The organism is Polaribacter sp. SA4-12, assembly GCF_002163675.1.
Taxonomy (GTDB): domain Bacteria; phylum Bacteroidota; class Bacteroidia; order Flavobacteriales; family Flavobacteriaceae; genus Polaribacter.
In genome coordinates this window covers 1,525,298-1,549,517 of record NZ_CP019334.1, presented here as the reverse complement: position 1 = coordinate 1,549,517, position 24,220 = coordinate 1,525,298, and the positions used below count along the sequence as shown (strand labels likewise).

Sequence of the window (24,220 nt, the reverse complement as noted above, 5' to 3'; positions counted from 1 at the left end):
ATGAAATTATTTTTTCCTTTTTTGAGTGTCATTATTATGGCGATAATCTTGTTTTCTTGCAAAGCAGTAACTTTAGAGAAGGAGCAGAAACCAAATATTTTGCTTTTGTATATGGATGATTTACGCCCAGAATTATCAAGTTTTGGAGCTTCTCAAATTATTTCTCCAAATATTGATGGGCTTGCAAAAAAAGGAGTTCAATTTACAAGTGCCTATTGTAATGTACCAGTTTGTGGCGCTTCTAGAGCAAGTATGTTAACAGGAATGTTGCCAACAAAAAACCGCTTTTTAAATTATGATACGTTTGTAGAAAAGGAAACTCCAAATGCAATTACATTACCTCAATTATATAAAAATAACGGCTATACAACCATTTCTAATGGTAAAATTTATCATCATTTAGATGATAGAGAATCTGATTGGAATGAAGTTTGGCGACCTTATGCTTTTGATAAAAAGGATGAAAATTTAGTGCCCACTGATTATTGGCAGTCTCTTTGGAAAGATTATCAAAATGAAAAAAATAGAGTAGAGTACAAAGCTACAAATACAGGGCCTGCTTATGAAAGTGCAGAGGTTAATGATTCCATTTATATTGATGGATTAGTAACACAGAAAGTGATTAGAGATATCAAAAAACTTAAAAATTCTAATAAACCTTTCTTTTTAACTGCTGGTTTTATTTCGCCTCATTTACCATTTAATGCTCCAAAGAAGTATTGGGATTTATATGATAGAAATTCAATAAAACAACCTAAAAATTATAATTATATCCCTAAAAATGCTCCTGAAATGTCAATTAGTACTTGGCCAGAAATGAGAGCATATTCTAATATACCAAAAAATGGACAAGTATCTGATAGTATTGCAATTGATTTAATGCATGGTTATTATGCAACAATTAGTTACACAGATGCCTTAATAGGGCGAATTTTGTCAGAATTAAAAGCACAAGAATTAGATAAAAATACAATTGTTATACTAGTTTCTGATCACGGTTACAATCTACAAGAACATACACAATGGGCAAAATTCACAAATTATAATACATCAACTCAAGTTCCATTAATTATTTACAATCCGTTTTCAAAAAACAAAGGAAAAACAGATGCTTTGGTAGAATTGGTAGATGTTTATCCAACGCTTGCTGAACTTTGTAAACTAGAAACTCCTAAAAATCAATTAGACGGAAAAAGTTTTATAGACAATATAGAAGACATTTCAAAAGAAGGTAAAGAACACGTTTTTATTAAAAAAGGAAATGGTTTCACTTTAAAAACGAAGGAGTTTAGTTATACAGAATTTATCAATCCTAAAGATAATACCACGATTACTTCTATGCTGTATGATCATAAAAACGATAAAACAGAAAATGTAAATGTTGTTAATGATTCAAAATACATAGAAATAGTCTATAAATTAAAAACCATTTTACGTACAAACTATAAATCAAACATAGAAGGAATTTAAGAATACATTAAACTTTGATTCATTTTTTGAGTCAAATTAATTAAATATAATTATAAAAATGAAACAGTATAGCATCTTATTATTTATAGCTTTTTTTATATTAAAGTCAGCTAATGCGCAAAATACAGACAAATCAAAACCCAATATATTATTAATTTGTATTGATGATTTAAGAAATAATTTAGGTGTCTATGGGGATGAACAGGCTATTACACCAAATATTGATAAGTTGGCAAAAGAAGGTGTTACTTTTAGAAACCATCAAGTGCAATATGCAGTTTGTGGTCCTTCAAGATCAGCATTGACGACTAGTTTAATGCCAGAAGAAACGGGGGTGATTGGATTTAAACCCATCAGAAAAATATTAAAAGATGTTATTTTTTTACCACAACATTTTAAGAATAATGGGTATACAACTGCTGCCGCAGGAAAAATTCACGATCCAAGAACTGTTGGAAATAAAGCCAAAGATAATTTCACGAAAGATGGAGATGATGTTGCGTCTTGGACAATTCCTTATTTAGCACCAAAAGGGGGGCATAAATCAAAAGGAATGGCTTTAGATTTTCAAGATTTAACTGATGAAAAATATGTAGACGGAATTATTCGTATAGAAGGAATTAAGTTATTAGAGCAAGTTGCAAAAAAAGATGCTCCATTTTTTATGGCAATCGGATTTAAAAAACCACACGAACCTTTTATCGCTCCAAAAATATATTGGGATTTATATGACAATACAAAATTTAAAGTAGCAGAAAACCAAAAAGCGCCAATTGGTAGAGATGATTTAAAAATCTATGCAATTCACGGGAAAGATGTGAAACAAAATATGAATCTAAAAACAGGTTTAATTAATGATTATTTTCAGTTAAAGTTAAAAAAAGGATATTATGCGTGTACTTCTTTTGTAGATGCTCAAATAGGAATGGTAATCGATAAATTGAAAAAATTAGGTGTTGCAGATAATACTATTATTGTAATTTGGGGAGATCATGGATTGTTTTTAGGCGAACATGGACGTTGGAATAAACACTCTAATTTAGAAGTAGCATCTTCTTCGCCATTAATAATAATTGATCCAAGAAATCCGAATGCAAAAGGGCAAACTTTTTCAGCAGTTTCTACGGTAGATATTTATCCGACTCTTTGTGAGTTGGCTGGTTTAGATATTCCAGAACAACCCGAAAATGCTAAAATTTCTATAGGAAGAAAGATAAAAGGTAGAAGCTTAGTTCCAATTTTAAATGATACAAATGCACAAGTTAAAATTGGAGCAATTACTGTCTATAGAGGTCAAAGAGGTTTAGGGTACGGTTATAGAATTAAGGGAAAATATAGATATATTGAATGGGTGAAAAAAGGAAGAGATAATTTTTATGAATTGTATGATTATGAGATTGACCCAAATGAAACAAGAAATTTAGCTGTTGTAGAAAAAGAGGCTTATGCACCTTTATTACACAAATTCTCAAGAAATATTAGAAGTTTTGGTGAAGCAGATGGTTGTTTAGCTTTATTAAAAACAAAACCTTATCAATTAACAGATAAAAGTAAAGTTTTAAAGAGAGATGCAGATGGAGATGGAATACCAGATGATCAAGAAAAAAAAGGTGACAGTAATGGAAATGGAATCCCTAATTATTTAGATGCTTCAAAATAAAAATAAAATAAAAAAAACACTTTCCGTACTCTTTTTATTAGTGATGCTTTATAGTTGTAAAACAAAAAGTATTGTTAATAATAACCAATCAACAATAGTTAATATTAAAGCAATTGGAGAAAAACCTTTATTAATTCGTCAGCCTTATCTACAAATGGTAAGACCAACAACTTCCACTATTACTTGGAAAACAAATTTGCTTGTAACAAATTGTTCAGTGGTTTATAATGAGTTAAATTCATTAGAAAAAACTGTTGTAAAAGGTTTTTTAACTGAACACGAAGGAAATAAATTTAATGAAGTTGTCATTGTAAATTTAAAGCCAGAAACAACGTATAATTATGCAATTTATTCTAATGGGCATCTTTTAGAAACAGGAGAAAAAATATACATTTAAAACTGCTCCTGATAATAAAAAAACATCTTTTACTTTTTATGCTTTAGGAGATATTGGTGCAAAAGACAAAGGAAGTTTTGCAAAAGAACCAGCAGCTAGAATTACAGAATTAAAACTAAAACCAGATTTTGGTTTAGGCTTGGGAGATATTGTATATCCTAAAGGAGAAAGCAAAAATTACGACAATCATTTATTTAAACCTTTTCAAGAAGTATTTAAAAACACCCCTTTTTATCCTGTTGCAGGAAATCACGATTGGCTTTCTGATCCTGAAAAGAATTTTGACAAAGAATGGGCATTACCAGGAAATGAACATTACTACAGCTTTAGCTATTCTAATGCACTATTTATTGGTTTAGATTCAAGTAATGGAGGGTTTTTTAATAAGGAAGCACAAGTAGTTTGGTTAAAGGAAATATTAGAAGTCAACAAAAATAAATACGATTGGATTGTTGTTTATCTACATCATAATGGAAAAAGTTGTACCTATAAAAATGATTATGAACACGTAATTTCATTGTATTCTATTTTTGCTGATAACAAAGTAGATATTGTATTAAATGGTCATGCACATACATATGAACGTTTAAAACCTTATGATGGTGATGGAAATGTTGATGTATCTGAAACAAACCAGACTAATTATAAAAAACTAAAAAATAGATTTATTTCAATTACTATTGGAGCTGGAGGAAAAATCAATAAAAAATGGAAAGCAGACCCAACAGAATCTAAAAACTGCACAGATGGGTCAATTGTAGCTCATTTTGAACACGTACCAAGTTTTGGTCTTTTCTCTATTGATGGAAAAACACTTTCCTTCAAAGGAATAAATTCTTACACAGGAAAAGAGTTTGATAGATTTACTATAAAAAAATGAAAATGAATAAACTGGCTATCATAATAGTATTCTTCTTTGCAATTAATAGCAGCTCACAAGATAAAAAAACAAAAGTTTTTCTTTTAGCAGGACAATCGAATATGGATGGTCGTGCAAAAGCATCAGATTTATCAGAAATAGATAAACAACGTCTTAAAAAAGCACAAAAAAATGTAACCCTTTATTATAATTTTGATGAAGGAAAACCTCTTGATTCAACAAAAGTTGCAAAACATACTTCCAAAAAATTTAGAGCTGACTATCTTTTTGGCCCAGAATTATTTTTCGGAATTAAAATGTCAGAAAAATATCCTGACCATAAAATTCTGTTAATAAAGCGTTCAAGAGGAGGAATGTCTTTATATGGTGCTTGGAATCCAGATTGGAGTCTTGAAAAAGCAACTTTAATGAAAGAGCAAAAACAACCTAAACTATATGCCGAATTTATAGACTATTCAAAAAAAACACTTGCTAATCTTACAGATTATGAACTCTGTGGAATGTTGTGGGTACAAGGTGAAACTGATAGTGGCAAGCGTTTTGGACCAAAACCTGCAAATGAGTATGAAGTAAACCTAAAGAACCTTATTTCTTCAGCTAGAAAAGACTTCAACAAACCAAACTTACCTTTTTTAATTTTTCAAGTTGGTGGTGGAAAAGTAGTAGAAGGAATGAAAAATACCGCTAAAGAAGATGAAAACGTTGTTTTAATTCCACAGAAAACAGATAAGAAATCGAAATTCTATTTTGAAAGAAATCCACCTCCAGTTGGTCATTATGTAACAAGTAGTATGAAAAAAATTGGAGAATACTTTTTCGATTTTTATATAACAAACTTTCCTAATTAAATATAATGAGATACCTTAAACTAATAACACTTATTGTTTTAATGCCTCTTTTCACAACATGTGCTACTTATAAAAAGTCTAAAAAAGTAACATTTGATAAGAATAATTTAATTCCCTGGTCTATAGTTGGGTTTGACGTTAAAGAAAGAACTCCTAAGCAACGTTTAGAAATGTTAGAACGTTTAGGTTACAAACAATATGCGTATGGTTATAGACCTAAGCATATTCCAACTATGCAGCAAGAATGGGAATTAGCAAAAGAAAAAGGAATTGAAGTAAAAGCAGTTTGGTTGTATATAAATCTACATAAAGATAAAGTAGGCTCTTTAAAACCAGAAAGCGAAGTTGTTTTTAAAAATTTAAAAGAATCAGGTTTAAAAACCCAAATTTGGGTTGGGTTTCAACCAACATATTTTGATAAATTATCTGATAATGAATCGTTAAAACAGTCTATAGAAATGGTAGAATACCTTTCTAAAAAAGCCGAAAAAATAGGTTCTAAAATAGCACTTTATAATCATGGAGGTTGGTATGGAAAACCAGAGAACCAACTTCGTATTATAAAATCTTTACCAAAACAAAATTTAGGAGTTGTGTTTAACTTTCATCACACGCATGATTCTTTAGATGAATATTCAGAAAATATTAAAAAACTGTTTCCGTATTTATGGTCAGTAAGTTTAAATGGGATGAAATCTGGAGGGCCAAAAATCATCACTATTGGAAAAGGTGATTTAGAAAAAGAGATGATTCAACAATTATTAAACTTAAATTATAGAGGTCCTTTTAATATTTTAGGGCACGTAAAAGGAGGAGATCCAGAAGTGATTTTAGAAGAAAATTTTAAAGGTTTAAAAACTTTATTTTAATATGATAGTAGTATTTAAAGATTGTTTTTTTCTGAAAAGCACAATTTTTCAACAAGTAAATTACCTAAATTGTAGTTGATTTTATCCTTAATCGATTACGTTTTAATTTTCTAAAAACACCTTAAAGTCATTGATTTTAAGGTGTTTTTACGTTTTTTAAACCCTATTAGACAATTATTGAACCTTAAAAATCAATTATATGTAGAATTTTACAACATCAATATTAATTGAATTTAAAAAACCAAATACAAAATGAAAAAAATAACATTCTTATGCATTCTTTTTTTAGGGCTTTCCACGTTAGGCTTTTCTCAATCTAAAAAAGGACTAAAAAAAATTGAAAAAAAAGCAACTGAGTTAGTTGAAAAATTAAATAAAGAAATTTTAAAAGGAGATAACAGTTTATCATTATCTGATGAGCAAAAAGAAAAGGTGGCTAAAATTCAAGTTGAGAGAATTACCGCTTATAGAAAATTAGGTAAAAAGGCTAGTAAAGAAGATAAAAAGAAATTAAATAAATCTTACTACTCAAAAATTTTTAAAGTACTGACTAAAGAACAAATGAAGGCTCGTAAAAATGGAAAAAAGAAATAAAGTTTGAAAAATAAAAAAATCATATTATTAATATTAATCTCTCTAACGTTAACTGCGTTTGGGCAAGTATCCCCTAGCCAAATGGCAGCTAACATGGGGAGAGGTATTAATTTAGGTAATGTATTAAGTGCTCCTGTTGAAGGAAATTGGGCGCCAGCATTTACAGAAAGTTATTTTGAAGATATTAAAAATGTTGGTTTTAAAACAGTTAGAATACCAATTGATTTTTTTGGAAGTAGAACTTCCGGAGATACTTCTGGATATTCTAAAAATGCCAATACTTCTTCTAGTTACACCGGTAATTCTTCAGATTATATCATAAAAGACTCTTATTTAGATAGAATAGAGCAAGTTATAAAATGGTCTTTAAACAACGGTTTAATAACCATTCTAGATTTTCATGGATCCACTTTAAAAAGTGAATTTTCTTATACTTTTAGCTCAAAAGATAAATGGTCTGCTTATTATACACACCCAACATCTGCTAAAAGAGCTGCGGATAATCAGAAGTTTAGAGCAATCTGGACACAAATTGCAAATCGATTTAAAGAGTATTCAGATAATTTATTATTTGAAGTTATAAACGAACCTTATTTTTGGGTAAGTGATACTGAAATGGATATTTTAAATTCAGATATTATTTCAATCATTAGAAATTCTGGAAGTAAAAATCTTAATAGAAATATTATCATTACAGGAGGTTCAAAAAACTCTTATGAAGCTGCTTTACAAATTGGTGATGCTATTATAAAAAGTGATGACAATCTAATTGCAACATTTCACTACTATTGGCCAAGAGCTTTTACAGCTTCTGCAGGAGAAGTTGATAATGATTTTGATTGGGGAACAACAGTAGACAAAACAGAAATTGACACCAATTTTGGTTTCGTTAAATCTTGGTCTCAATCTAAAAATATTCCTGTTTTATTAGGTGAGTTTGGCGCAGATAACGAAAAAGGTTATGATTATTCTAAAAACACTGTTGGCGATTTTGGAGGACCTGATAAAACTTCTCGTGAAGAGTTTCATCGATATTTAGCTCAAAAAGCAATTGATCTAGGTTTTTCATTTACAGTTTGGGATGCAGGTGACAAATCAAACAAAACAATTTATAAAGTAGAAAACAGAGGTTGGGTTACTGGTGTTAGAAATGCACTATTAGGAATTAATTGCTTAAACTCTGAAATTATTAAAAACGCAGATATAGAATGTGGTTTTGATACTAATTGGAGTTTATTTGTTCAAACTCCAGCAGTTTCTGCTTTTTCAGAAGCTCAGGCTTCTAATAGTAGAAATAGCTCTAAATCTTTACAAGTTAATGTTACAACAAGTGGTGCAGCATTTAACAAAATTATTTTAAAAAATGCTCTTGTAGATAATAACACTCTTTCTGGAAAAACGATCAACTTTTCAGCTTTTGCAAAAGGGTCTGTAAACAACCTGCAGTTTAAAATAAGAATTAAGACCATTACTAATGGAACTACAGTATTATCTAGTTCTTCAAATTTTACGTTATCAAATTCAAATTATCAATTATTCGAATATGAATACAAAATTCCTCAAAATACAACATCACTAGAGTTTCAAGTATTGTGTGGCAATAGTATCGGAACTTATTATTTTGATGATTTTTCTGCAATTGACCAAAATATTTTAAATGTAGAAAATGACGTTACTGTAACTTCTGCCTTCAGGGTTTACCCAAATCCGGCAAATCAATTCTTAAACATCTCTTCAACTAAAAAAATAAAACAAATTCTATTAAGAGATATCAATAGCAAAATTTTTACAATTAAAGTGATTGAAAATCAAATAGATGTATCAAAATTTAGCAATGGTATCTATTTTTTACAAGTTTCTTTTGACGATAACACCTCTAAAATTTCAAAAATTATTATTACTAACAATTAAATCTATTCTTATGAAAAAAATTACTTTTTTATTATTAATGATCTTACCATTTATTGGAATTGGACAGACATTCGACTTTACAAACACAGATGATGGTTGGACAGTGCTTGGAGGTGTAACAGCAACTAACGAAGCAACTTCAATTAAACTTACAACAAAAGACAATACAACAGATGGTTCTTTAAAAAACCCAACGTTTGCTACTCTTACAGCAGGTGTAGATACATCTGTAAATACAATTGTTGGAGTTACATTAAAAAATATTAGTGCAACTGGTCCAGATTTTTTAAGAGTTTCTTTTTTAAAACCTTCTGGTGGTAGAGTATATAAAAACCTCGACATAACTACTGGAGATGCTGATTTTGTTACTTATTGGTTTGATATGTCTAATGCAAATTGGACAGGGACAATGGATGATATTAAGTTACACTTTAGAGCTGCTGGAAACACTGATTATGTATTGCCAGATCCTCAAGTAACTATAGATATTGATAAAATTCAAATTGTAGCAACAATACCGACTACACTGCAAGAAATATTTAGTTTTGCAACAAATAATGATACTGAGGGTTTTATAGCAACAAATGGAGCTATTTCTGGCCCAACAGCAGGTACATTAACATTTACACCAGAAGCATTAAAATTTGCAAAATTAGTTCAGAATTTACGTCATGTAAATGCAACTACTAATAAAACAGTTACCATTGTTTTGAAAAATAATTCTTCTACAAATGATCAATTACGTTTTGTTGCAAATGGTTCTACTGTTACCAAAGTAATATCGACAAATGATACTGAAGCAAAAACGTATGTTTTTGACTTAAAAGATATTGCTGAATGGACAGGAGATGTGTCTTTTTCAGTTGGTGTTGGTATTAGCACAGGCGACAATGCAGGTAAAGCAGCAGATGCAGGTACAATGGAGTTTAGCAGTATTGTTATAGATAATACAGAAGTGTTGTCTACAAAAGATAATGTTTTTAACAATTTATCTATTTACCCAAACCCAGCAAATTCTACTATAAAAATTAATACAACAAATACAATTTCTAAAATTTTAGTGTTTGATATCGCTGGTAAAAAAGTATTAGAAAGAGCATCTAACATAACAAATACTTTAAACGTTTCTAAACTAAATAGCGGAATCTATTTCGTAAAAGTTATTGATACTAAAAATAATTTATCTACACAAAAATTAATAATTAACTAAAAATCAGAAAATATGAAAAAAATTATACTAACAATTTGCTTTCTTGCTTCAATAGTTGTGAGTGCGCAAACAAATACATTTAACGACTCACTTCTAGATGGTGTTGCTGCAACTACTGGTGCAGGAGATGATACTTGGGAAACAGCTACAAATTGGTCTTTAGGAATAATACCAACAGCTGCACATGATGTAGTTATTCCTGATGGAATGTTAGCTAAAATAAAAGTAGCCGGAGCTTTAGCAAATTCTATTACTGCTTCAGGAACAGGGAAATTACAAATAAATGCAGAAAAAAGTTTAAATGTAACTAATAATGTTACTTCTGGTTCAAATAGTAATATTCTTTTTGTTACTGCAACTGGTAAAAGTATGGGTACCTTAATTTTTGGAGGTACATTTTCTGGTGGAAACATTACTGCTAAAATGAGATTACCTAGTAATGATGATTGGCATTTAATTTCTTCGCCTCTTAAACAAGCTACAATTAATAATTACGTTACTAATGCAACAACCATTGTAACAAATGGTAGTAGTAAATATTCATTAGCTTCTTACAATGACGCAAATGCTGCAGGGTTAAAGTATACTTATTTTCCAAATCCTTTACCTAATACAACTGACAAATTAGAAAAAGGTCAGGGGTATTCTACAAAATTGAACAACACTGGAGATATAACAAAACCAGATGTTCAATTTAAAGGTAAATTAGTTGATGCTGATTTTACTATTGCTATTACGGATGGTGGAAATGGATTTAATTTAATGGGGAATCCTTTTACTACATATTTGTTTGCAAATACAGCAGCACATGCAACTAATAATGTTTTAGCTTTAAATTCAGGAATTCTTGATGAAGCAACTTTGTGGTTTTGGGATAATACTGCTGGTGGAGGTACTGGAGATTGGATAACAAAAAATCTTGGAGATTTTGCTACATATCATATTTCACCAGTGCAAGGTTTCTTTGTAAAAGCAAAAACAGGTGGTGGTGCTTTTAAGTTTCAAGAAACGATGCAAACACATGCAAAAACTGATGGGTTTTATAAAACTTCTAAAGATAGATTTGAAATAGATTTATTAATAGCTACAGATGATGTTAGAAGAAGTACTTCTATTAGATATACAGATAATTCTACAACCTCTTTTGATAGTGGATATGATAGTTCTCTATTTGGTGGTTATAGTTCAGAGTTTGCTCTTTATACACAATTAGTAAAAGATAATACTGGTAAAAAATTAGCAATACAATCTTTACCTAATGCTAATTTAGAAAATATGATTATTTCTGTAGGCGTAAATGCTAAAGCTGGTTCAGAAATTACTTTTAGAGCAGACGTATTAAATGTACCTGCTGGGTATAACGTATATTTAGAAGATAGAACAAACAAAACACTTATACGTTTAGACGAAACAGATGCAACTTATAAAACAACAGTTTCTGAAGCGGTTACAAATGGTCGTTTTTATATACATACTAGAACATCTTCTGTGTTAGGTTTAGATGCAACATTATTAAATAGTGTAAGTATTTATAAAACAAGTAATAGTAATTTAAAAATTACTGGTTTAACACAAGGAGAATCGACTGTTTCATTATATAACCTTTTAGGTAAAAGAGTGATGACTACTTCTTTTGAAGCTGCCAACACAAATAATGTTTCGTTACCAAGCTTATCAACAGGAGTTTATATTGTAAAACTTCAATCTGATAAAGGAACTTTAAACAAAAAAATAATCTTAGAATAATTTACGAGAATTTTTAAAACAAGACAAAATGAAAAATAATATAAAAAATACAGAAGAAATTACTCGTAAAGACGCTCTTAAAAAGATTGGTAATTACGGTAAATATGCAGCACTTACTGCACTAGGAACTTATATGATATTAAGTCCACAAAAAGCGCAAGCTGCTAGCCCCGAAGCTCCAGGGACAGGGTTTTAAATATTAAACATAATTGTGTCATTCTAAAAGGTTGACGATTATTAATAAATTTAAAAAAGGCAGTAAGTATTTTTACTGGCTTTTTATGTAAAAAATTATGAGAAAAGAAATGGTTATTAATTAACTATATCTCCAACAAAATGTGTAAATGTCCCTCATGCCAATCTAGTTATAGAAAAAGACTAACAAGGCGTTTTATTTTAAAGTTGATACCTAAAGCCAAAGGATATAAATGTTATCATTGTAAAGAAAAGTATTTAAAAACACCTTTTATAGAACATCCTTTTATATTAAAACAAGGATACTCTCAAGAAGTTTCTTTAATTTGTCTAAAACAAAAAATCCTCCAAATTTGGAGGATTTTTTGTTTCTGTGTAGACGCCGAGAAACAAACTCGGATCCAAACGAGCAGTTAAAAGGCTTTTCATACTTAGTTCTTTATTAATTATCGACTAAAAGTTGATTAAACATATCTATGGTATCTTCGTCTAATGTTCTGTATGTTGCTTCAGCTTCTTAGCGAGTTTAGATAGATCGGTTAATTGTATGTGTTGAAAAATAATAATGTTTGTTATTCATTTTATAATTTTATCTGTTTAGATGCAACACTTTGGGGAAATATCTTCTTTTTTTATAATAGAATCATTACCCCCCAACTGTTGCAAAGAAATCTGGGTTATTAAATTTATGATGTTTAACTTAAGATTGATTAGTCTGCTTTGGTTTTTATAACTAATACAGATTTTACCCTAAAATGTAGATTATCGGTTTAGGCATAATTTTGTTCTTGATCCAATTATTAAATTAGTTTGATAATTGAATTTTCTATTCCTGATCTTATGTATAATACTCTCCCAGAGATTTGGTGTTTTTGTGGGATTCCCTTTTTACTCATATTATGAACACTAGAAATATTCATTGATAGTATTTCTGTGACCTCATGCCTTGTTAAATGTTCGTTTGGTGATAAAAGTTTACGTGTTTTATATAATGATGCTAGAAATCATAACGAGAAGAAGGTTGTAGTTAAATAGCAAATTGTACTAAATTCTTTTTGTAAATATTTAGGCTATGAAGATTATTTTGATTTTGCTGAAAATAATGTAGTGTTAAAAAATAATAGTGAACCACATCAGGGAAAACAAAAAAATAAAAAACTTGAAGCTACTGAAGGATTTTTAAAAGGCGTACAAAACAATAAAATTGCTGTTATATTAAGTATTATTTTTCTTACATTTTTAGTCGTTTTTTCTATCAATAAACAAAGATGAATGGTTTGAGATAATGATAAATATGTCGAGGTTAAATTTGATACAGAAAAATACAGTGTATGCCAACTAAAAATTCACAAAGAAGAAAGGATAAAATTTTTCAAAAAAAATGAGCCTAATTGTGAGGTAAAATATTTTGGGGAGAATGGTAAAGCAATAATTTGGTACGGAAAAAAATCAAATGGTAAATTAGAAGTATTTACATCTTTAGGTTTGCATCCTCAAACGGGTAAAACATTAAAACCGATCTCTCAATATATAATCGATAAATATATTTGCACTAAATAAAGGTTTAAGATATTTAAAGGAAGTCTATTTTTTTAGAATTTTTAGGGGAATTAAAATCTAAGTATGAAATCACTTTCTTACAATAAGCAATAATTCCCAAAGCTAAGTAACATAATGCGCAGTTATACTGCTCTTCCGTAAAAACTCCAGGCACTATAACGCCATTATGTAAAATAGCCGCTTCCCAATGCTTAAATTGTAACTATAAAGATATTTTAAGGATATTCATAAACTCCCGTAAAATAGAAAGGTCGTGAACTAAATAGCCGCTAATCCAACGCTCACGTAGTTACAAAATAGGATAATATAGTTATTCAATAAAGGTTCTAACACTTATGCATTGTTTTTATAAGTGCTATTTTAGTTTCAATAAAATGTTGAGGTAATATGTAAATTAGAATGATTCAAATAGTTTTGAGAGCACCTATAAAATCAAGAAAAATCCAATAAGAGTATAAATGTTTATTTGTTAACAAAACTGTAGTCAATTGTTTTCACTAAAAGTAAATGCGAATTACAATCTTACTTTATGAAGTATAATCGATAAAGTTTCAAATAGTAAAGAAATTTTAGGGCATCCACTTTTAACAAAAACAATCAAAAGGATAAAGCAAAACAAATAAAAAGTTATACACTTATCCACGCTGCTGCCAACACACTAGGTATTTTAATGGTTGTTTAAATTTAGTTCAAATAAAAACCCACATCGTAGAGAGGTGGGTAAAAATTGCTATGAAAAAGCCTTGAAAAAGGCTTCCTGAAAAAGAAGCTTAAATATAATGAAATAAAAGCCAAATAACAATGATTACAAAAACAATCCAAATCACAGAAGTATCAGTAGATGAATTAGCAGATAAAGTTGCTGATAAATTATTGCTAAAAATTGAAAGCTATTTAAAACAATTATCAAAAACCAAAAGTGATGAGTTGTTAACTCGTAAAGAAGTTGCTGAGTACTTAAAAATAAGTCTAGTTACTGTTAGTTCTTGGTCTAAATATGGTATTATAAATCCAATACGTTTGGGCAATAAAATTCGGTTTAAAAAACAAGATATTTTAAATGTTTTAGAACAACAATCAATCAATAAAAAAAGAGTGTACTAAATAGTCTATTCGATTAGTATAAATAAAAATGTCTAGCTATAATTTGGCTGTTTTTTTGTATCGAGTTCTCTTTTTTTTGCATTATGAGCTATAAAGTTGGTTTTTATAGCTCATTCTTATTTTTTCAATCAGGATTAACTTCACTAATTACTTTCAATTAGGTTGGTTGTATTGTAAGTTCTTTTTTATTCTATTTTTTGATATCTATGATCTAAGATAGTTTTATAAGATAGTTGCATCTCATCAGATAAAAAAGAAGCTTCAATGAATTGAATCGCTTTGGTTTTGTTTTTTAGCATGCGTTTAAAAACACCTTTGATTTGTTTTTCTGTCAATCCTAAGTCAATCCCTAATTGTTCAAAATGTTGTTTTTTTAGATTGCTTTTTTTCCCTGTAAGGGTTAAAGCAAGTTCTTCTGTATCTTCTGGCAATAGAATTGCAACATTTAACAAGTCATAAGCAGGGGCTAGTTTCCAGCCAGAAGCACTCTCAATCATAGAAAAATTCTTCAAATGCATGTCATTATTTCCTGTTAAAAAACTAAACAATGCCAATTCAAAAAATAAGATTTTATCTAATAAGGTGTTACTCGCATATTGCCCAATTGCTTTTCCTACTTTTTCCATAGAGCTTTTATATTTATCAAAAGCTTCTGTAATTTGAAAAAAGTCAATCATATGTATCTTGTCTCCTTCAGAAGTTCTATCAATACGTTTGGTAATATAAGAAAGCTCACCAGAGGCAAGTCGTATCAAACTAGAAGGAACAACGCTAATACTAAATGCTTCAGCAATACGCATCGTTAAATGCTCATTTTCTGGTATTTCTTTATATGCTGATGAGGGTGGTTTAAAAATATAGTTTCCTCCCAAGGCCCCAACAACTGTAAGTCTTGGGTTTTCTTTTGTACTAGTATTGTTGTCTAAAGACATTGATAGTTTGGGTTGTACTCCTGGCACAGCAATACTTCTAGAAATAACATCTTTGGCCAAAGCATCCATCTCTGTTAAATTATAACTGAGTTTGGGTGGAGTAGTAGTTCCAAAGAATTCTAAAGCACATTTTTTATGAAAATCAATTTCATTTTCTAAGGCTTTATAACAGTACAAACAGTTTTTTTTAGTTTTCATTAGACTCTTTTATGGGTACAACACTAACAGCTCCTATACAATTTTGACAACAAGCTAATAACAAACCCATTTTATCATTTGATTTTATCTTCCAGTTTTCGGTTGCTACATTCAATAGCCATCCTTCAGGAATCAATCCTTCAAAAAAAGGAAACAAACGGTTACTAATATAGGGGGCTTTTCTTACAGGCATACTAAAAGTAATAAATGATTTAGGGTGTTTTACAACATATGTTTCATCATAAACAAAAACATAATCTCCTTCACCAGTTTCTGTAATCGTTCCTGCCAAAATCTCTTTATAATATACGTTACCTTGTCTCATTTGCTACTTTTTTTGATACTGGTGCCAATTCGTGTCCAAACATCGCCAAAACCAAATTGACTTTTTCTAAATTCAAATTGGTTTTACCTTGTTCTATTTTTCGTATCACAGTTAAAGCAACACCTGCCCGTTCTGCAAATTCTTCTTGGGTAAGCTGTACTTCCTTTCTACGTTTTTTCACAAATTCAGATAACAATTCCATTATATGCTTTTAGATATAAATATAAGCAAATATATGAATTTATATGCATTTAAGTATAATTTATTAAAATAGTGTCTTTTTATATGCTTTAAGATATAATGTGTAGGGGTAATAGAAAAGATAGAAAGGTAAAAAAGAAAAACAAAAAAAGACAGCAAAACAATTGGTTCTCCTTGTACTGAACTTGTTTCAACTTCTCATTATTCTTATAACTGGTGTAATAGTATTAAAAGAGGTACTCTTTAACGCCAACGCTTTTAGCCTATAAAGGTCAAGCCCTCCGGGTTTTGAAAAAAATCTCCACTTTAAACGGAACTTGTTTCAGTACTTATTTACGTCTAATCAACATATATAAAGCATCAACTAAGTACTTTCTAAATCAGTAGTATTTTTCACAAAAACCTTGATAGTCTAGCCACACCAATTAAAAATAAGCTTTCTTTTTGTTGTTTTCCTTTTCAAAATTTTATGGAAAAAAGCGAAGCACAGCAAAAGAATCTTAACTTTTAATTAGATAATTATGCAAGCTTTTGAAATCAAGACACACCAACCTGGACGCAGCTATCCAAAACCTCATTTTTTTATTTTAAACAAAGGGCTAAACTCCGGAAAACCTTTTGGAGCTCCTGTAAGAAATTCGTTTGTAATTTCTACAGAAACGAACGAACAAAAAGAAGCACTCTTTCATTTGTCGTATATGCTTTTAGAGTCAAAATGTTATCGTATTTATTTAAAAGGGTCTGTCATTCCCTTTATTTACATTGCTGATGTTAAAAATTTATTGGTAAAAAATAGTAAGTATTTTGGTCAGAATAATTTTGAGTCCAAACTCAAGGCATTAAAAAAAGTGGAGGAATTAGAAATTGTTTTTAAAAATAAATACGAAGCCATTCAAGAATTAAAAAGGGTCTTAATGTGTTCTATGAAGTTCGAGAAGTAATAAAAAAAGCAGTACAATTATTTTTTGTACTGCTTTTTAATGGATTTGAGTAAGAGTTTCATTAGTACAGAAGCTACAAAACTGACCACAGCTCCCAGAATCGCAAGAACAATCGTAGCAATATAATCTTGGGTCCCAATATTGGGGAATGAAGAGAAAAATGTGCCTCCTAAAACTCCTGCTGTTAAATTAGAATTTGGAAAATGTGGACTCATAGGAGTTATTTTTTTACGGATTTTTCTGGAGAATTTTTGTCCATTATTTTTGGACTATCAGAAACAACTGCTTGACTTACGGCTGTTGCTACAGTTCCTACAACAGTCATATAAGTCGCGATTGAAATTACTATTGCAGGTACACTAATTGGAGCGGCAATAATTGCACCTCCTGCAGTTGCCAATGCAATACCAATATTTCTTAATAGCCTAAAAAATTTAGGGGTTGGTTTTTTATAACGTTCGATAATTTTCATAATTCTGTGATTTAATAGTGAATGATATTTTTTCTTTTCGCTCTTTTGCTTGATACACTAAAGACAATAATTTTTGCAGTGCATTTTTTGAGTGAAGACCTTTGCCAATGCCACTTAAATAGCTGACAGGAGCAATACAACCTTCCAAATCTTTCTTTGCATCATTTGCTGGATGAAACAAAATGTAGCTTCTACCAGTAACATTTTTGACAATCAAATGATGTTGAAATCGTTTCGAAAATCGGGGTTCAATTTCATAGTTCCCTTCTGGAATACAAGAAATATTTCGCTTGTTATTTTCCCAGGGCAATTCAATGGTGTGACAGAGAAATGCCTGAGAGCAAAAGAGAGTACCATTAGTACCCTCTTTAAAATATGCTCTTTCTAATACCAACTCCATAATTATGGAGTATCAATAGTAACAACTGATAAAGCATTGTAAGCTCCATTTTTTAGAGCATACATTTGTCCATTTACCTCTTGATAAAACTCAATTCCTAAAACTTGTACCACTGGTAATGTAGAGGCAGCAGTAATAGAAGCTGTTAATGCAATCGGTGCAGTATCGGCAGCTGAATAAGGTAAAATGGCAGTTGCATCATTCTCAAATGTTGAGGTTTCATTCACAAAATCTAATTCTGAAGCTCCCATCACTACTTTAAAATGTGTAGTTCCATTTGGAGCAGCAACACGAATGGTTGGAGAAAATGCTGCAATTGTTAAAGTTGCATCTCCAGTAACTCTATCAAAATTTTTACCATAAGCAGCAAATAATGTGGATCCTAATTTACCATTCAAATTGAATTCAAATCCTTCCAATAAACTCAAATTTCCATCTTGTAAATTTCTCAATCCTCTATCGTTTACTGCATCAGTTTTAACAATTGCCACAAGGTCTTTTGTCAATCTACTCACCACACGTTTGTCTTTTGCATTTTGCAAAAGCACACGAATGGCATTTCGTAAAACTTTTCCTCCTTTTCCTGCGCGTCCAAATTCAGAACCATTTTCACGTGTTCTTTGAAATGCTGGGTCATTTTGGATTCTACTTTTATCCACGCCTCCTTTTTCACGAGCTAAATGACCATCTCCAGTTTTGTAAAACGAGATCCCTCCAATAGTTCCTTTCAATTTGATAATTCCTGTTTGCTTTGCCATAATATTATATTTTTTGATTATGAGATCAAATCACGTAACTTTAGAGCGTATTGTAAAAAAAGGCATTCCAGAAATGACCATCCATTCCGATACAACCAAAAACATCTTTTTATTCGGTTTTTAATAAAGGTGATTGCAGTCTTCGGTATGGATAAAGCATAGATAAAGTATCATGAATCAAAAAAGAGCTTGTATTTATCCAAAAGATATCCAACGCATAACTGGTAGGAGTGAACGGTATGGTCGTAAGCTATTAAATGATATAAAATGTTTCTTAGATAAAGAGCCTCATCAATTTATAACAATCAATGAATTTTCAGAATATTCGGGTATTCAGATAGATATCGTAAATCAGTACATTTTAGACTAAAAATTAAGAATCTATTTCGGTGTCAGTTCGTGAATTTAAATCTTAAAACCCCTATGAATAAAGGGAACAGCCGTTTAGTTTTAGTTCCTCTTTCTCCGCAAAACCCTTGTTAATCTATTGATTATCAAGGGTTTATTTTTGGAGTTGACAGAGGCGTTGACAGTTGTGTCCTTTAAAAAATCTTCATTAGTTCTTTTACTTTCTTTTTTCTTAATTATTTATTCTAGTTTAATATTTATATTTCTAACTTTATTTAATAAACAAAGTTACTATTATGGAAAACCCATTTGAAATTATAAATCAAAGATTAGATCGAATTGAATTTTTACTTGAAAAAATAAATTCGAATATCGAAAGAAATACCTCAAAAAGTAATTATCCAGAAATAATGGGGATTAATCAATTGACGGAATATTTAAATTTATCTAAAACTTACATTTATCAATTAACAAGAACACGCTGTATTCCTCATTCTAAGAAAGGAAATAAATTATATTTTGATAAAGAAGTTGTCACTAAATGGGTATTAGAAAATAAAATATCTACACAAGAAGAAATTGAACAAAAAACTGATAAATATTTATTAAAAAAAGGATTAAATCTAAAAGTAGGATTATAATTTTTGAGTTATAAAAATCAAAAATAATGTCAGCAACGGATGTATATAATATTGCAAAACATTTATCTAAAGATGAATTGATAAAATTAAACGTTATGATAAATCGTGATTTAGTTAAATCAAAATTAACCAATACAATCAAAAAACCATTACCAAACTTCAGCTTTGAAGATGGTATAAGATACCTTTTAGAAAACCATATTAAAAAATCTTAACAATTAAAATGTTGTATGTTTATTAATAATAATAATAATAATAATAAAGAATTATTTCTAATAATTTTTTAATTCACTCTTAATTATTGAAACAATACTAAACGGCATATTTCTAAATGTTTTTTCATCTCTTAAGCTAACATCAATATTTATAATTTTATTTTCAGATAAATATTTAATATCAGAAATTTTATCTTTTAAATAGGAATAATTATTATCAGTAAGCTTACGTAAAAATTTCTTTTGTGTTTTTTTATCTTCCCTAAAACGTCTATTAACTTCTGAAATATTATTAAAATCAAATTTACTCTCATCATAACTCAACATAAAAGCTGAAATTATTTCTAAATACTCTAAAAGTGATATTTTACCAGCATTTCTGCCCTTTTCTAAAATTCTTTTATCATATTTATTATCAAAAAAGACCTCTAACCAAGGATTAAAAGTACGAGGATCTGGATACCCTAACTCTTTACGTGTTTGTGCTAATGTAAATACGGTATTTTCATTAACTTTATTAATAATTTCCTTTTCTAATGCTTCAGGAATATTATAACTTTTGGACATACTATCTAAAATAGATAATTTCTTATAGATTTCAACAGCTTCTTCTTTCGTCTTTCCTTTTAGTTTCTTTTCCCGAAATTCTTGCATCAGATCAATCAAACTTGTAAAATCTTTTGCGGCATTAAAAAGCTGTAAAAATTCCAACAGAATATCTACTCCAAGCTCTGACTTTAATTTTTCTTCAAAATCTTTATTATCTATTGATTTCTCTAATAAATCACCAAATGCTATTTTAGCTTTTAACCTACTGCCATATTTCTTAATAAAAAATGTTTCAACCATTTGAATACTCAAACTTTCATTATTTGGTATAACAGTTTCCTTTAATATTTTTTCAAAATCAATCATAAAACAAAAATAGCAATGCTATTATGACATTGCTATTATTTTTAATTAATAAAATTTAAAAAGTAGTTTTAAACCCTGTTATTCTCTGCAATTCCAATATTCATCATTATTATCATTTAATTGATTTGAGTGATTGTCTAAATCAGCTTGTGTTGGGTCATCTTTGAAATTTCTCATCTTTTTGTTTTTTTTAAGAATTAATAATATTCAAAATTAGTAAGTAAAGACCACATCTTTTTTAATTAATACACGATTAAGTATATTTTTAAAAATATTAGCCAAATAGTGAGTGAATAATCTAGAAATGGTAAGAAATAGAATTTATAAAATAAAAAGGAGTATATTTAATTTCTTTTTCGAAGAAGTCTTTTTCAAGGCTTATTCATAGCAATTTTTACCCACCTCTCAGCGATGTGGGTTTATTTTAAAAAAAAACTAAAACATTTCCTACTTTCTCAAACCTCTTACTTCTCTATTGTAAATTTCTTGAAATAATAGATTCTTAAACAAACCATTGGCTTTATCATCAGTCATTTTATTATAGAAATCTAGTTTTGTATTTATAAAGTTTAAAAACTCGTCATCAACTTCTTCTTCAAATTTATCTTTAATATCATTTTTAGAATTCTGCTTATTGAAATACGACATTAATTCTTGATTATCATATAAGTTTTTCTTGACACGATTAAAATCTAATTTATCTTCTTCTGTAAGTTCCAAACCAAAGGTATCATTCAATACTTTTATAATGTTAGATAAATAATCTACGTCTTCATCTATATTTCCTCCAGTTCCTTCTGGAGTCATTCCATAATCTTCACCATCTTCTTTAACTAAAGATAAATCGTTTTGAAATTTAAATTGAATCTTATAACTATCTAACTCTATATCATTAACAACATCTAAAGGCAAATTACTTTGTATGTATGGTAATTTTTTAAGTAATGCTGTAAGAAAAACATATTTCTTCTCAAGCTCTACATCTGTAAACGTAATAATCTGACTTAAAAAACGATAAATTTTTATAAACGACTTTGCTGCCGCTTTAAAACCTAATTGATCCTCTTCTTCTAATTCATCTGCAAAACGCGTTGAAATAGAATTTAAAATAGGTTGCAATAACTCAAAATCATCTCCTTTTCTAAAAAATATTTCTGCAAACGTATTTACTTCTGTTTCATAAAAAATTTTATATTCTTCTACTTGATTTAAAACATCATATAAACTATTAGGATCTGTTTCATTTTCTTCTTCCATAAAGTTTTTACCATAGAAATGCTGAAAATCAGCTTGCACTAACTCAGGGTCATTTACAAAGTCTAATACCATTGTAGCATCTTTACCTCTTCTGTTTCTATTTAACCTAGAAAGAGTTTGCACTGTATTTGCTCCTCCTAATTTCTTATCAACAAACATTGTTTGTAACAAAGGTTCATCAAAACCTGTCTGAAATTTATTAGCAACAATTAAAAGTCTCTATTTTGGCAACTTTAAGGCTTCAGGAATACTAATTTTCCCTTCAAGATTATTCATATTAACCTCAGTGTATTCACCATCAGTTTCATCATCTTTAACAGTTCCTGAAAAAGCTACCAATGCGTTGTATGGTAAATTCATTTCACTCATTAACTCATCAAACTTTCGTTTGAAACGTACTGCGTGCAATCTAGATTTTGTAACCAACATTGCTCTTGCCTGACCTTGAATTTCATTTTGCGTTTTACTCACAAAATGTTCTAACATTATTCTTGCCTTTTTCTCAATTGCATGGTCTTGCAAGTCAACATAATTTGCTAAAACACGAACTGTTTTTTTCTTTTCGTATTCTTTATCATCAATTTCTGTTTGCTTTATTAACTTGTAATAACGCTTAAAAGACATGTAGTTTTTTAACACATCTTTTATAAAGCCTTCTTTAATGGCTTCTTCCATTGTATACTCATCAAAAGCAGATAATTGACCATTTATTTTAGTCCCAAATAACTCTATTGTTTTTGGCTTTGGTGTTGCTGTAAAAGCGAATTGTGAAATATTATCTTGTTGTCCTTTTTTTGAAATTTCTTCAGCAATAATTTCATCAACAGTTTTTATATTTTCTTCATCTTTGGCAGCTTCTTCTAAACTTAATGCTTTACGCATGTGTCTTGAGGTTTCACCAGATTGAGAACTGTGTGCTTCATCAATTAAAACAGCATAATTTCTATCAGAGAAACTACCCACAACATCTGAAATTACAGGAAATTTTTGAATTGTTGTAATAATAATTCGCTTCTTGTCTTCTATTGCCTTTTTTAAGTCTTGTGCAGTAGTTTTTTCATCTAAATAAGCAACAACTCCAGGAGTGTTGTCTAACTGACGAATATTATCTTGAATCTGTTTATTTAATATACGTCTGTCTGTAACTACAATTACAGAATCGTACAGTGCTTTATTATCTGTATAATTTTGATAAAAATTAGCCAATCTGTATGCTAACCAAGTAATGGTATTTGATTTACCTGAACCTGCTGAATGCTGCACTAAATAGTTTTTACCTGTTCCGTCTACTTTTAGTGCTTCTAGAATTCTGTTTACCGCTCTTCTTTGATGAAAACGAGGAAACAATAATTTAGTAGATTTCTTTTCTTCTAACTTTTTTGTAGTAGAGTTATATACTTTTTCTTTATCAACTTGTACACTAATAAAATTTTGCACCAAGCTTAATAAAGAGTCTTTACGCAATACATCTTCCCAAAGGTATGATACTGCAAAACCATTTGGGTTTTCATTCACTAATCCTTTATTAAAAGGTAAAAAGAACGTAGACTTCCCCTTTAATTGAGTTGTCATAAACACTTTTTCTGTACCTACTGCAAAATGTACCAAACAACGTTTAAACTCTAAGAAACGCTCTCCCTTGGGGTCACGGTCTTGCATATATTGTTTGATTGCATTGTGGTGATTTTGTCTTGTTAATGCATTTTTAAGTTCTAAAGTAACTACAGGAATTCCGTTGATGCATAATACAATATCTATTTCGTTTTTATTTCGATTAGAATATTGCAATTGACGTACTAAACTTAAACGATTTTGACCAAAGGCAATTTCGTGTTCTGGAGTTTTATTATGTGCAGGTTTAAAATAAGCCAATGCTAATTTCTGACCTCTATCTTTTACTCCATTTCTTAAAACGTCTAACGTTTTATTTTTAGTGATGTTTTTAGCAATCGTTTCTACAATTTTAACATCAACTAAAGCGCCATATTGTTTCTCTAATGCTTGGTATTGTTTTGGTTGTGTGTCTTTTATAAAGGCAATAATTTCTGAAGGAATTACACATAAATCTTTGTCATATAAAGCTGGTGACACACTTGTATACTCTTTAACTGTTTTTGTTAAGTAGTATTCTATATGTTCCTCAAAATGAATCTCTTTAGTTCCTGATGCCATA

General features: G+C 29.5%; 24 protein-coding genes and 1 pseudogene. 15 read left to right on the top strand and 10 right to left on the bottom strand.

Features of this window, described 5'->3' with window-relative positions:
* The 12 genes and pseudogenes from BTO07_RS06630 (at position 1) to BTO07_RS06580 (ending at position 14,444) form a co-directional block, all read left to right on the top strand.
* On the top strand, positions 1–1,470 hold the full coding sequence (locus BTO07_RS06630) for a sulfatase (RefSeq protein WP_087520486.1): 1,470 nt from the start codon (positions 1–3) through the stop codon (positions 1,468–1,470).
* 58 nt (positions 1,471–1,528) lie between these two features.
* On the top strand, positions 1,529–3,130 hold the full coding sequence (locus BTO07_RS06625; RefSeq protein ID WP_087520485.1) for a sulfatase: 1,602 nt from the start codon (positions 1,529–1,531) through the stop codon (positions 3,128–3,130).
* Positions 3,117–3,527: a fibronectin type III domain-containing protein gene (locus BTO07_RS06620; protein WP_157663301.1), complete on the top strand. Its 411-nt coding sequence runs from the start codon at positions 3,117–3,119 to the stop codon at positions 3,525–3,527. Before BTO07_RS06625 ends, BTO07_RS06620 begins: the two co-directional genes overlap by 14 nt.
* A 43-nt stretch (positions 3,528–3,570) precedes the next feature.
* Positions 3,571–4,407: pseudogene (locus BTO07_RS06615) on the top strand (metallophosphoesterase family protein); the annotation flags it as partial.
* Positions 4,408–4,409: 2 nt separating this feature from the next.
* Entirely contained in the window at positions 4,410–5,255 is an 846-nt protein-coding gene (locus BTO07_RS06610; RefSeq protein WP_157663300.1) for a sialate O-acetylesterase, read from the top strand.
* A gap of 5 nt (positions 5,256–5,260) precedes the next feature.
* Entirely contained in the window at positions 5,261–6,124 is an 864-nt protein-coding gene (locus tag BTO07_RS06605) for a sugar phosphate isomerase/epimerase family protein (protein WP_087520481.1), read from the top strand.
* A 252-nt stretch (positions 6,125–6,376) separates the two neighbouring features.
* Positions 6,377–6,718 (top strand): hypothetical protein, encoded by a 342-nt coding sequence (locus BTO07_RS06600; RefSeq protein ID WP_087520480.1) that lies wholly within the window; start codon positions 6,377–6,379, stop codon positions 6,716–6,718.
* 3 nt (positions 6,719–6,721) lie between these two features.
* Complete coding sequence (locus tag BTO07_RS06595) at positions 6,722–8,629, top strand: cellulase family glycosylhydrolase (RefSeq protein WP_157663299.1); 1,908 nt, start codon at positions 6,722–6,724, stop codon at positions 8,627–8,629.
* Positions 8,630–8,639: 10 nt separating this feature from the next.
* Complete coding sequence (locus BTO07_RS06590) at positions 8,640–9,839, top strand: T9SS type A sorting domain-containing protein (protein ID WP_157663298.1); 1,200 nt, start codon at positions 8,640–8,642, stop codon at positions 9,837–9,839.
* 12 nt (positions 9,840–9,851) lie between these two features.
* Positions 9,852–11,585, top strand: coding sequence for a T9SS type A sorting domain-containing protein (locus BTO07_RS06585; RefSeq protein WP_087520477.1), 1,734 nt, complete (start codon positions 9,852–9,854; stop codon positions 11,583–11,585).
* Positions 11,586–11,613: 28 nt separating this feature from the next.
* Positions 11,614–11,781, top strand: a complete 168-nt coding sequence (locus BTO07_RS17405; RefSeq protein WP_198342520.1) for a hypothetical protein — start codon at positions 11,614–11,616, stop codon at positions 11,779–11,781.
* 2,360 nt (positions 11,782–14,141) lie between these two features.
* On the top strand, positions 14,142–14,444 hold the full coding sequence (locus BTO07_RS06580) for a helix-turn-helix domain-containing protein (protein WP_087520476.1): 303 nt from the start codon (positions 14,142–14,144) through the stop codon (positions 14,442–14,444).
* A gap of 185 nt (positions 14,445–14,629) precedes the next feature.
* On the opposite strand, the gene BTO07_RS06575 is transcribed toward BTO07_RS06580, so the two are convergent.
* Genes BTO07_RS06575 through BTO07_RS06565 form a run of 3 tightly spaced genes read right to left on the bottom strand, consistent with a single transcriptional unit; the run spans position 14,630 to position 16,101 of the window.
* The gene (locus tag BTO07_RS06575; RefSeq protein WP_087520475.1) at positions 14,630–15,574 is read right to left on the bottom strand and encodes a HipA domain-containing protein; all 945 of its coding nucleotides are present in this window, start codon (positions 15,572–15,574) and stop codon (positions 14,630–14,632) included.
* Entirely contained in the window at positions 15,564–15,899 is a 336-nt protein-coding gene (locus BTO07_RS06570; protein ID WP_087520474.1) for a HipA N-terminal domain-containing protein, read from the bottom strand. Before BTO07_RS06570 ends, BTO07_RS06575 begins: the two co-directional genes overlap by 11 nt.
* On the bottom strand, positions 15,886–16,101 hold the full coding sequence (locus tag BTO07_RS06565) for a type II toxin-antitoxin system Y4mF family antitoxin (RefSeq protein WP_087520473.1): 216 nt from the start codon (positions 16,099–16,101) through the stop codon (positions 15,886–15,888). The genes BTO07_RS06570 and BTO07_RS06565 overlap by 14 nt, the downstream gene beginning before the upstream one ends.
* A 520-nt stretch (positions 16,102–16,621) precedes the next feature.
* On the opposite strand from BTO07_RS06565, the gene BTO07_RS06560 reads away from it, so the two are divergent.
* Positions 16,622–17,041 carry a DUF6943 family protein gene (locus BTO07_RS06560; RefSeq protein WP_087520472.1) on the top strand — a complete coding sequence of 140 codons (420 nt, stop codon included), beginning with the start codon at positions 16,622–16,624 and terminating at the stop codon, positions 17,039–17,041.
* Between the two features lie 17 nt (positions 17,042–17,058).
* Here BTO07_RS06560 and BTO07_RS06555 read toward each other — a convergent pair whose 3' ends face one another.
* The 4 genes from BTO07_RS06555 to BTO07_RS06540 are packed head-to-tail and all read right to left on the bottom strand — an operon-like array spanning position 17,059 to position 18,671.
* The gene (locus tag BTO07_RS06555) at positions 17,059–17,256 is read right to left on the bottom strand and encodes a hypothetical protein (protein WP_087520471.1); all 198 of its coding nucleotides are present in this window, start codon (positions 17,254–17,256) and stop codon (positions 17,059–17,061) included.
* A 5-nt stretch (positions 17,257–17,261) separates the two neighbouring features.
* Positions 17,262–17,513, bottom strand: a complete 252-nt coding sequence (locus BTO07_RS06550; RefSeq protein ID WP_087520470.1) for a hypothetical protein — start codon at positions 17,511–17,513, stop codon at positions 17,262–17,264.
* A complete protein-coding gene (locus BTO07_RS06545) occupies positions 17,491–17,913 on the bottom strand; it encodes a DUF5675 family protein (RefSeq protein WP_087520469.1) in 423 nt (140 codons plus the stop codon). The genes BTO07_RS06550 and BTO07_RS06545 overlap by 23 nt, the downstream gene beginning before the upstream one ends.
* Positions 17,914–17,915: 2 nt before the next feature.
* Positions 17,916–18,671, bottom strand: a complete 756-nt coding sequence (locus tag BTO07_RS06540) for a hypothetical protein (RefSeq protein ID WP_087520468.1) — start codon at positions 18,669–18,671, stop codon at positions 17,916–17,918.
* A 644-nt stretch (positions 18,672–19,315) separates the two neighbouring features.
* Here BTO07_RS06540 and BTO07_RS06530 point away from each other — a divergent pair.
* A complete protein-coding gene (locus tag BTO07_RS06530) occupies positions 19,316–19,660 on the top strand; it encodes a helix-turn-helix domain-containing protein (RefSeq protein WP_087520466.1) in 345 nt (114 codons plus the stop codon).
* Positions 19,661–19,686: 26 nt separating this feature from the next.
* Positions 19,687–19,875, top strand: a complete 189-nt coding sequence (locus tag BTO07_RS06525; protein ID WP_087520465.1) for a hypothetical protein — start codon at positions 19,687–19,689, stop codon at positions 19,873–19,875.
* A gap of 57 nt (positions 19,876–19,932) precedes the next feature.
* Here BTO07_RS06525 and BTO07_RS06520 read toward each other — a convergent pair whose 3' ends face one another.
* The 3 genes from BTO07_RS06520 to BTO07_RS06515 form a co-directional block, all read right to left on the bottom strand.
* Positions 19,933–20,790, bottom strand: a complete 858-nt coding sequence (locus BTO07_RS06520; protein WP_087520464.1) for a hypothetical protein — start codon at positions 20,788–20,790, stop codon at positions 19,933–19,935.
* Positions 20,791–21,237: 447 nt separating this feature from the next.
* Entirely contained in the window at positions 21,238–22,257 is a 1,020-nt protein-coding gene (locus BTO07_RS17400; RefSeq protein WP_442956818.1) for a type I restriction enzyme subunit R domain-containing protein, read from the bottom strand.
* Between the two features lie 9 nt (positions 22,258–22,266).
* Positions 22,267–24,219 carry a DEAD/DEAH box helicase family protein gene (locus tag BTO07_RS06515; protein ID WP_198342518.1) on the bottom strand — a complete coding sequence of 651 codons (1,953 nt, stop codon included), beginning with the start codon at positions 24,217–24,219 and terminating at the stop codon, positions 22,267–22,269.
* Position 24,220: the final 1 nt, after the last annotated feature.

What these genes read in the sequence shown, in the direction of transcription:
- BTO07_RS06570 (WP_087520474.1), bottom strand. Translation starts at nt 15,899, where the DNA reads ATGAGACAAGGTAACGTATATTATAAAGAGATTTTGGCAGGAACGATT.
- BTO07_RS06610 (WP_157663300.1), top strand. Translation starts at nt 4,410, where the DNA reads ATGAATAAACTGGCTATCATAATAGTATTCTTCTTTGCAATTAATAGC.
- BTO07_RS06600 (WP_087520480.1), top strand. Translation starts at nt 6,377, where the DNA reads ATGAAAAAAATAACATTCTTATGCATTCTTTTTTTAGGGCTTTCCACG.
- BTO07_RS06585 (WP_087520477.1), top strand. Translation starts at nt 9,852, where the DNA reads ATGAAAAAAATTATACTAACAATTTGCTTTCTTGCTTCAATAGTTGTG.
- BTO07_RS06605 (WP_087520481.1), top strand. Translation starts at nt 5,261, where the DNA reads ATGAGATACCTTAAACTAATAACACTTATTGTTTTAATGCCTCTTTTC.
- BTO07_RS06515 (WP_198342518.1), bottom strand. Translation starts at nt 24,219, where the DNA reads ATGGCATCAGGAACTAAAGAGATTCATTTTGAGGAACATATAGAATAC.
- BTO07_RS06580 (WP_087520476.1), top strand. Translation starts at nt 14,142, where the DNA reads ATGATTACAAAAACAATCCAAATCACAGAAGTATCAGTAGATGAATTA.
- BTO07_RS06520 (WP_087520464.1), bottom strand. Translation starts at nt 20,790, where the DNA reads ATGATTGATTTTGAAAAAATATTAAAGGAAACTGTTATACCAAATAAT.
- BTO07_RS06560 (WP_087520472.1), top strand. Translation starts at nt 16,622, where the DNA reads ATGCAAGCTTTTGAAATCAAGACACACCAACCTGGACGCAGCTATCCA.
- BTO07_RS06525 (WP_087520465.1), top strand. Translation starts at nt 19,687, where the DNA reads ATGTCAGCAACGGATGTATATAATATTGCAAAACATTTATCTAAAGAT.
- BTO07_RS06530 (WP_087520466.1), top strand. Translation starts at nt 19,316, where the DNA reads ATGGAAAACCCATTTGAAATTATAAATCAAAGATTAGATCGAATTGAA.
- BTO07_RS06575 (WP_087520475.1), bottom strand. Translation starts at nt 15,574, where the DNA reads ATGAAAACTAAAAAAAACTGTTTGTACTGTTATAAAGCCTTAGAAAAT.
- BTO07_RS06555 (WP_087520471.1), bottom strand. Translation starts at nt 17,256, where the DNA reads ATGAGTCCACATTTTCCAAATTCTAATTTAACAGCAGGAGTTTTAGGA.
- BTO07_RS06590 (WP_157663298.1), top strand. Translation starts at nt 8,640, where the DNA reads ATGAAAAAAATTACTTTTTTATTATTAATGATCTTACCATTTATTGGA.
- BTO07_RS17405 (WP_198342520.1), top strand. Translation starts at nt 11,614, where the DNA reads ATGAAAAATAATATAAAAAATACAGAAGAAATTACTCGTAAAGACGCT.
- BTO07_RS06550 (WP_087520470.1), bottom strand. Translation starts at nt 17,513, where the DNA reads ATGAAAATTATCGAACGTTATAAAAAACCAACCCCTAAATTTTTTAGG.
- BTO07_RS06540 (WP_087520468.1), bottom strand. Translation starts at nt 18,671, where the DNA reads ATGGCAAAGCAAACAGGAATTATCAAATTGAAAGGAACTATTGGAGGG.
- BTO07_RS06625 (WP_087520485.1), top strand. Translation starts at nt 1,529, where the DNA reads ATGAAACAGTATAGCATCTTATTATTTATAGCTTTTTTTATATTAAAG.
- BTO07_RS06620 (WP_157663301.1), top strand. Translation starts at nt 3,117, where the DNA reads ATGCTTCAAAATAAAAATAAAATAAAAAAAACACTTTCCGTACTCTTT.
- BTO07_RS06545 (WP_087520469.1), bottom strand. Translation starts at nt 17,913, where the DNA reads ATGGAGTTGGTATTAGAAAGAGCATATTTTAAAGAGGGTACTAATGGT.
- BTO07_RS06630 (WP_087520486.1), top strand. Translation starts at nt 1, where the DNA reads ATGAAATTATTTTTTCCTTTTTTGAGTGTCATTATTATGGCGATAATC.
- BTO07_RS06565 (WP_087520473.1), bottom strand. Translation starts at nt 16,101, where the DNA reads ATGGAATTGTTATCTGAATTTGTGAAAAAACGTAGAAAGGAAGTACAG.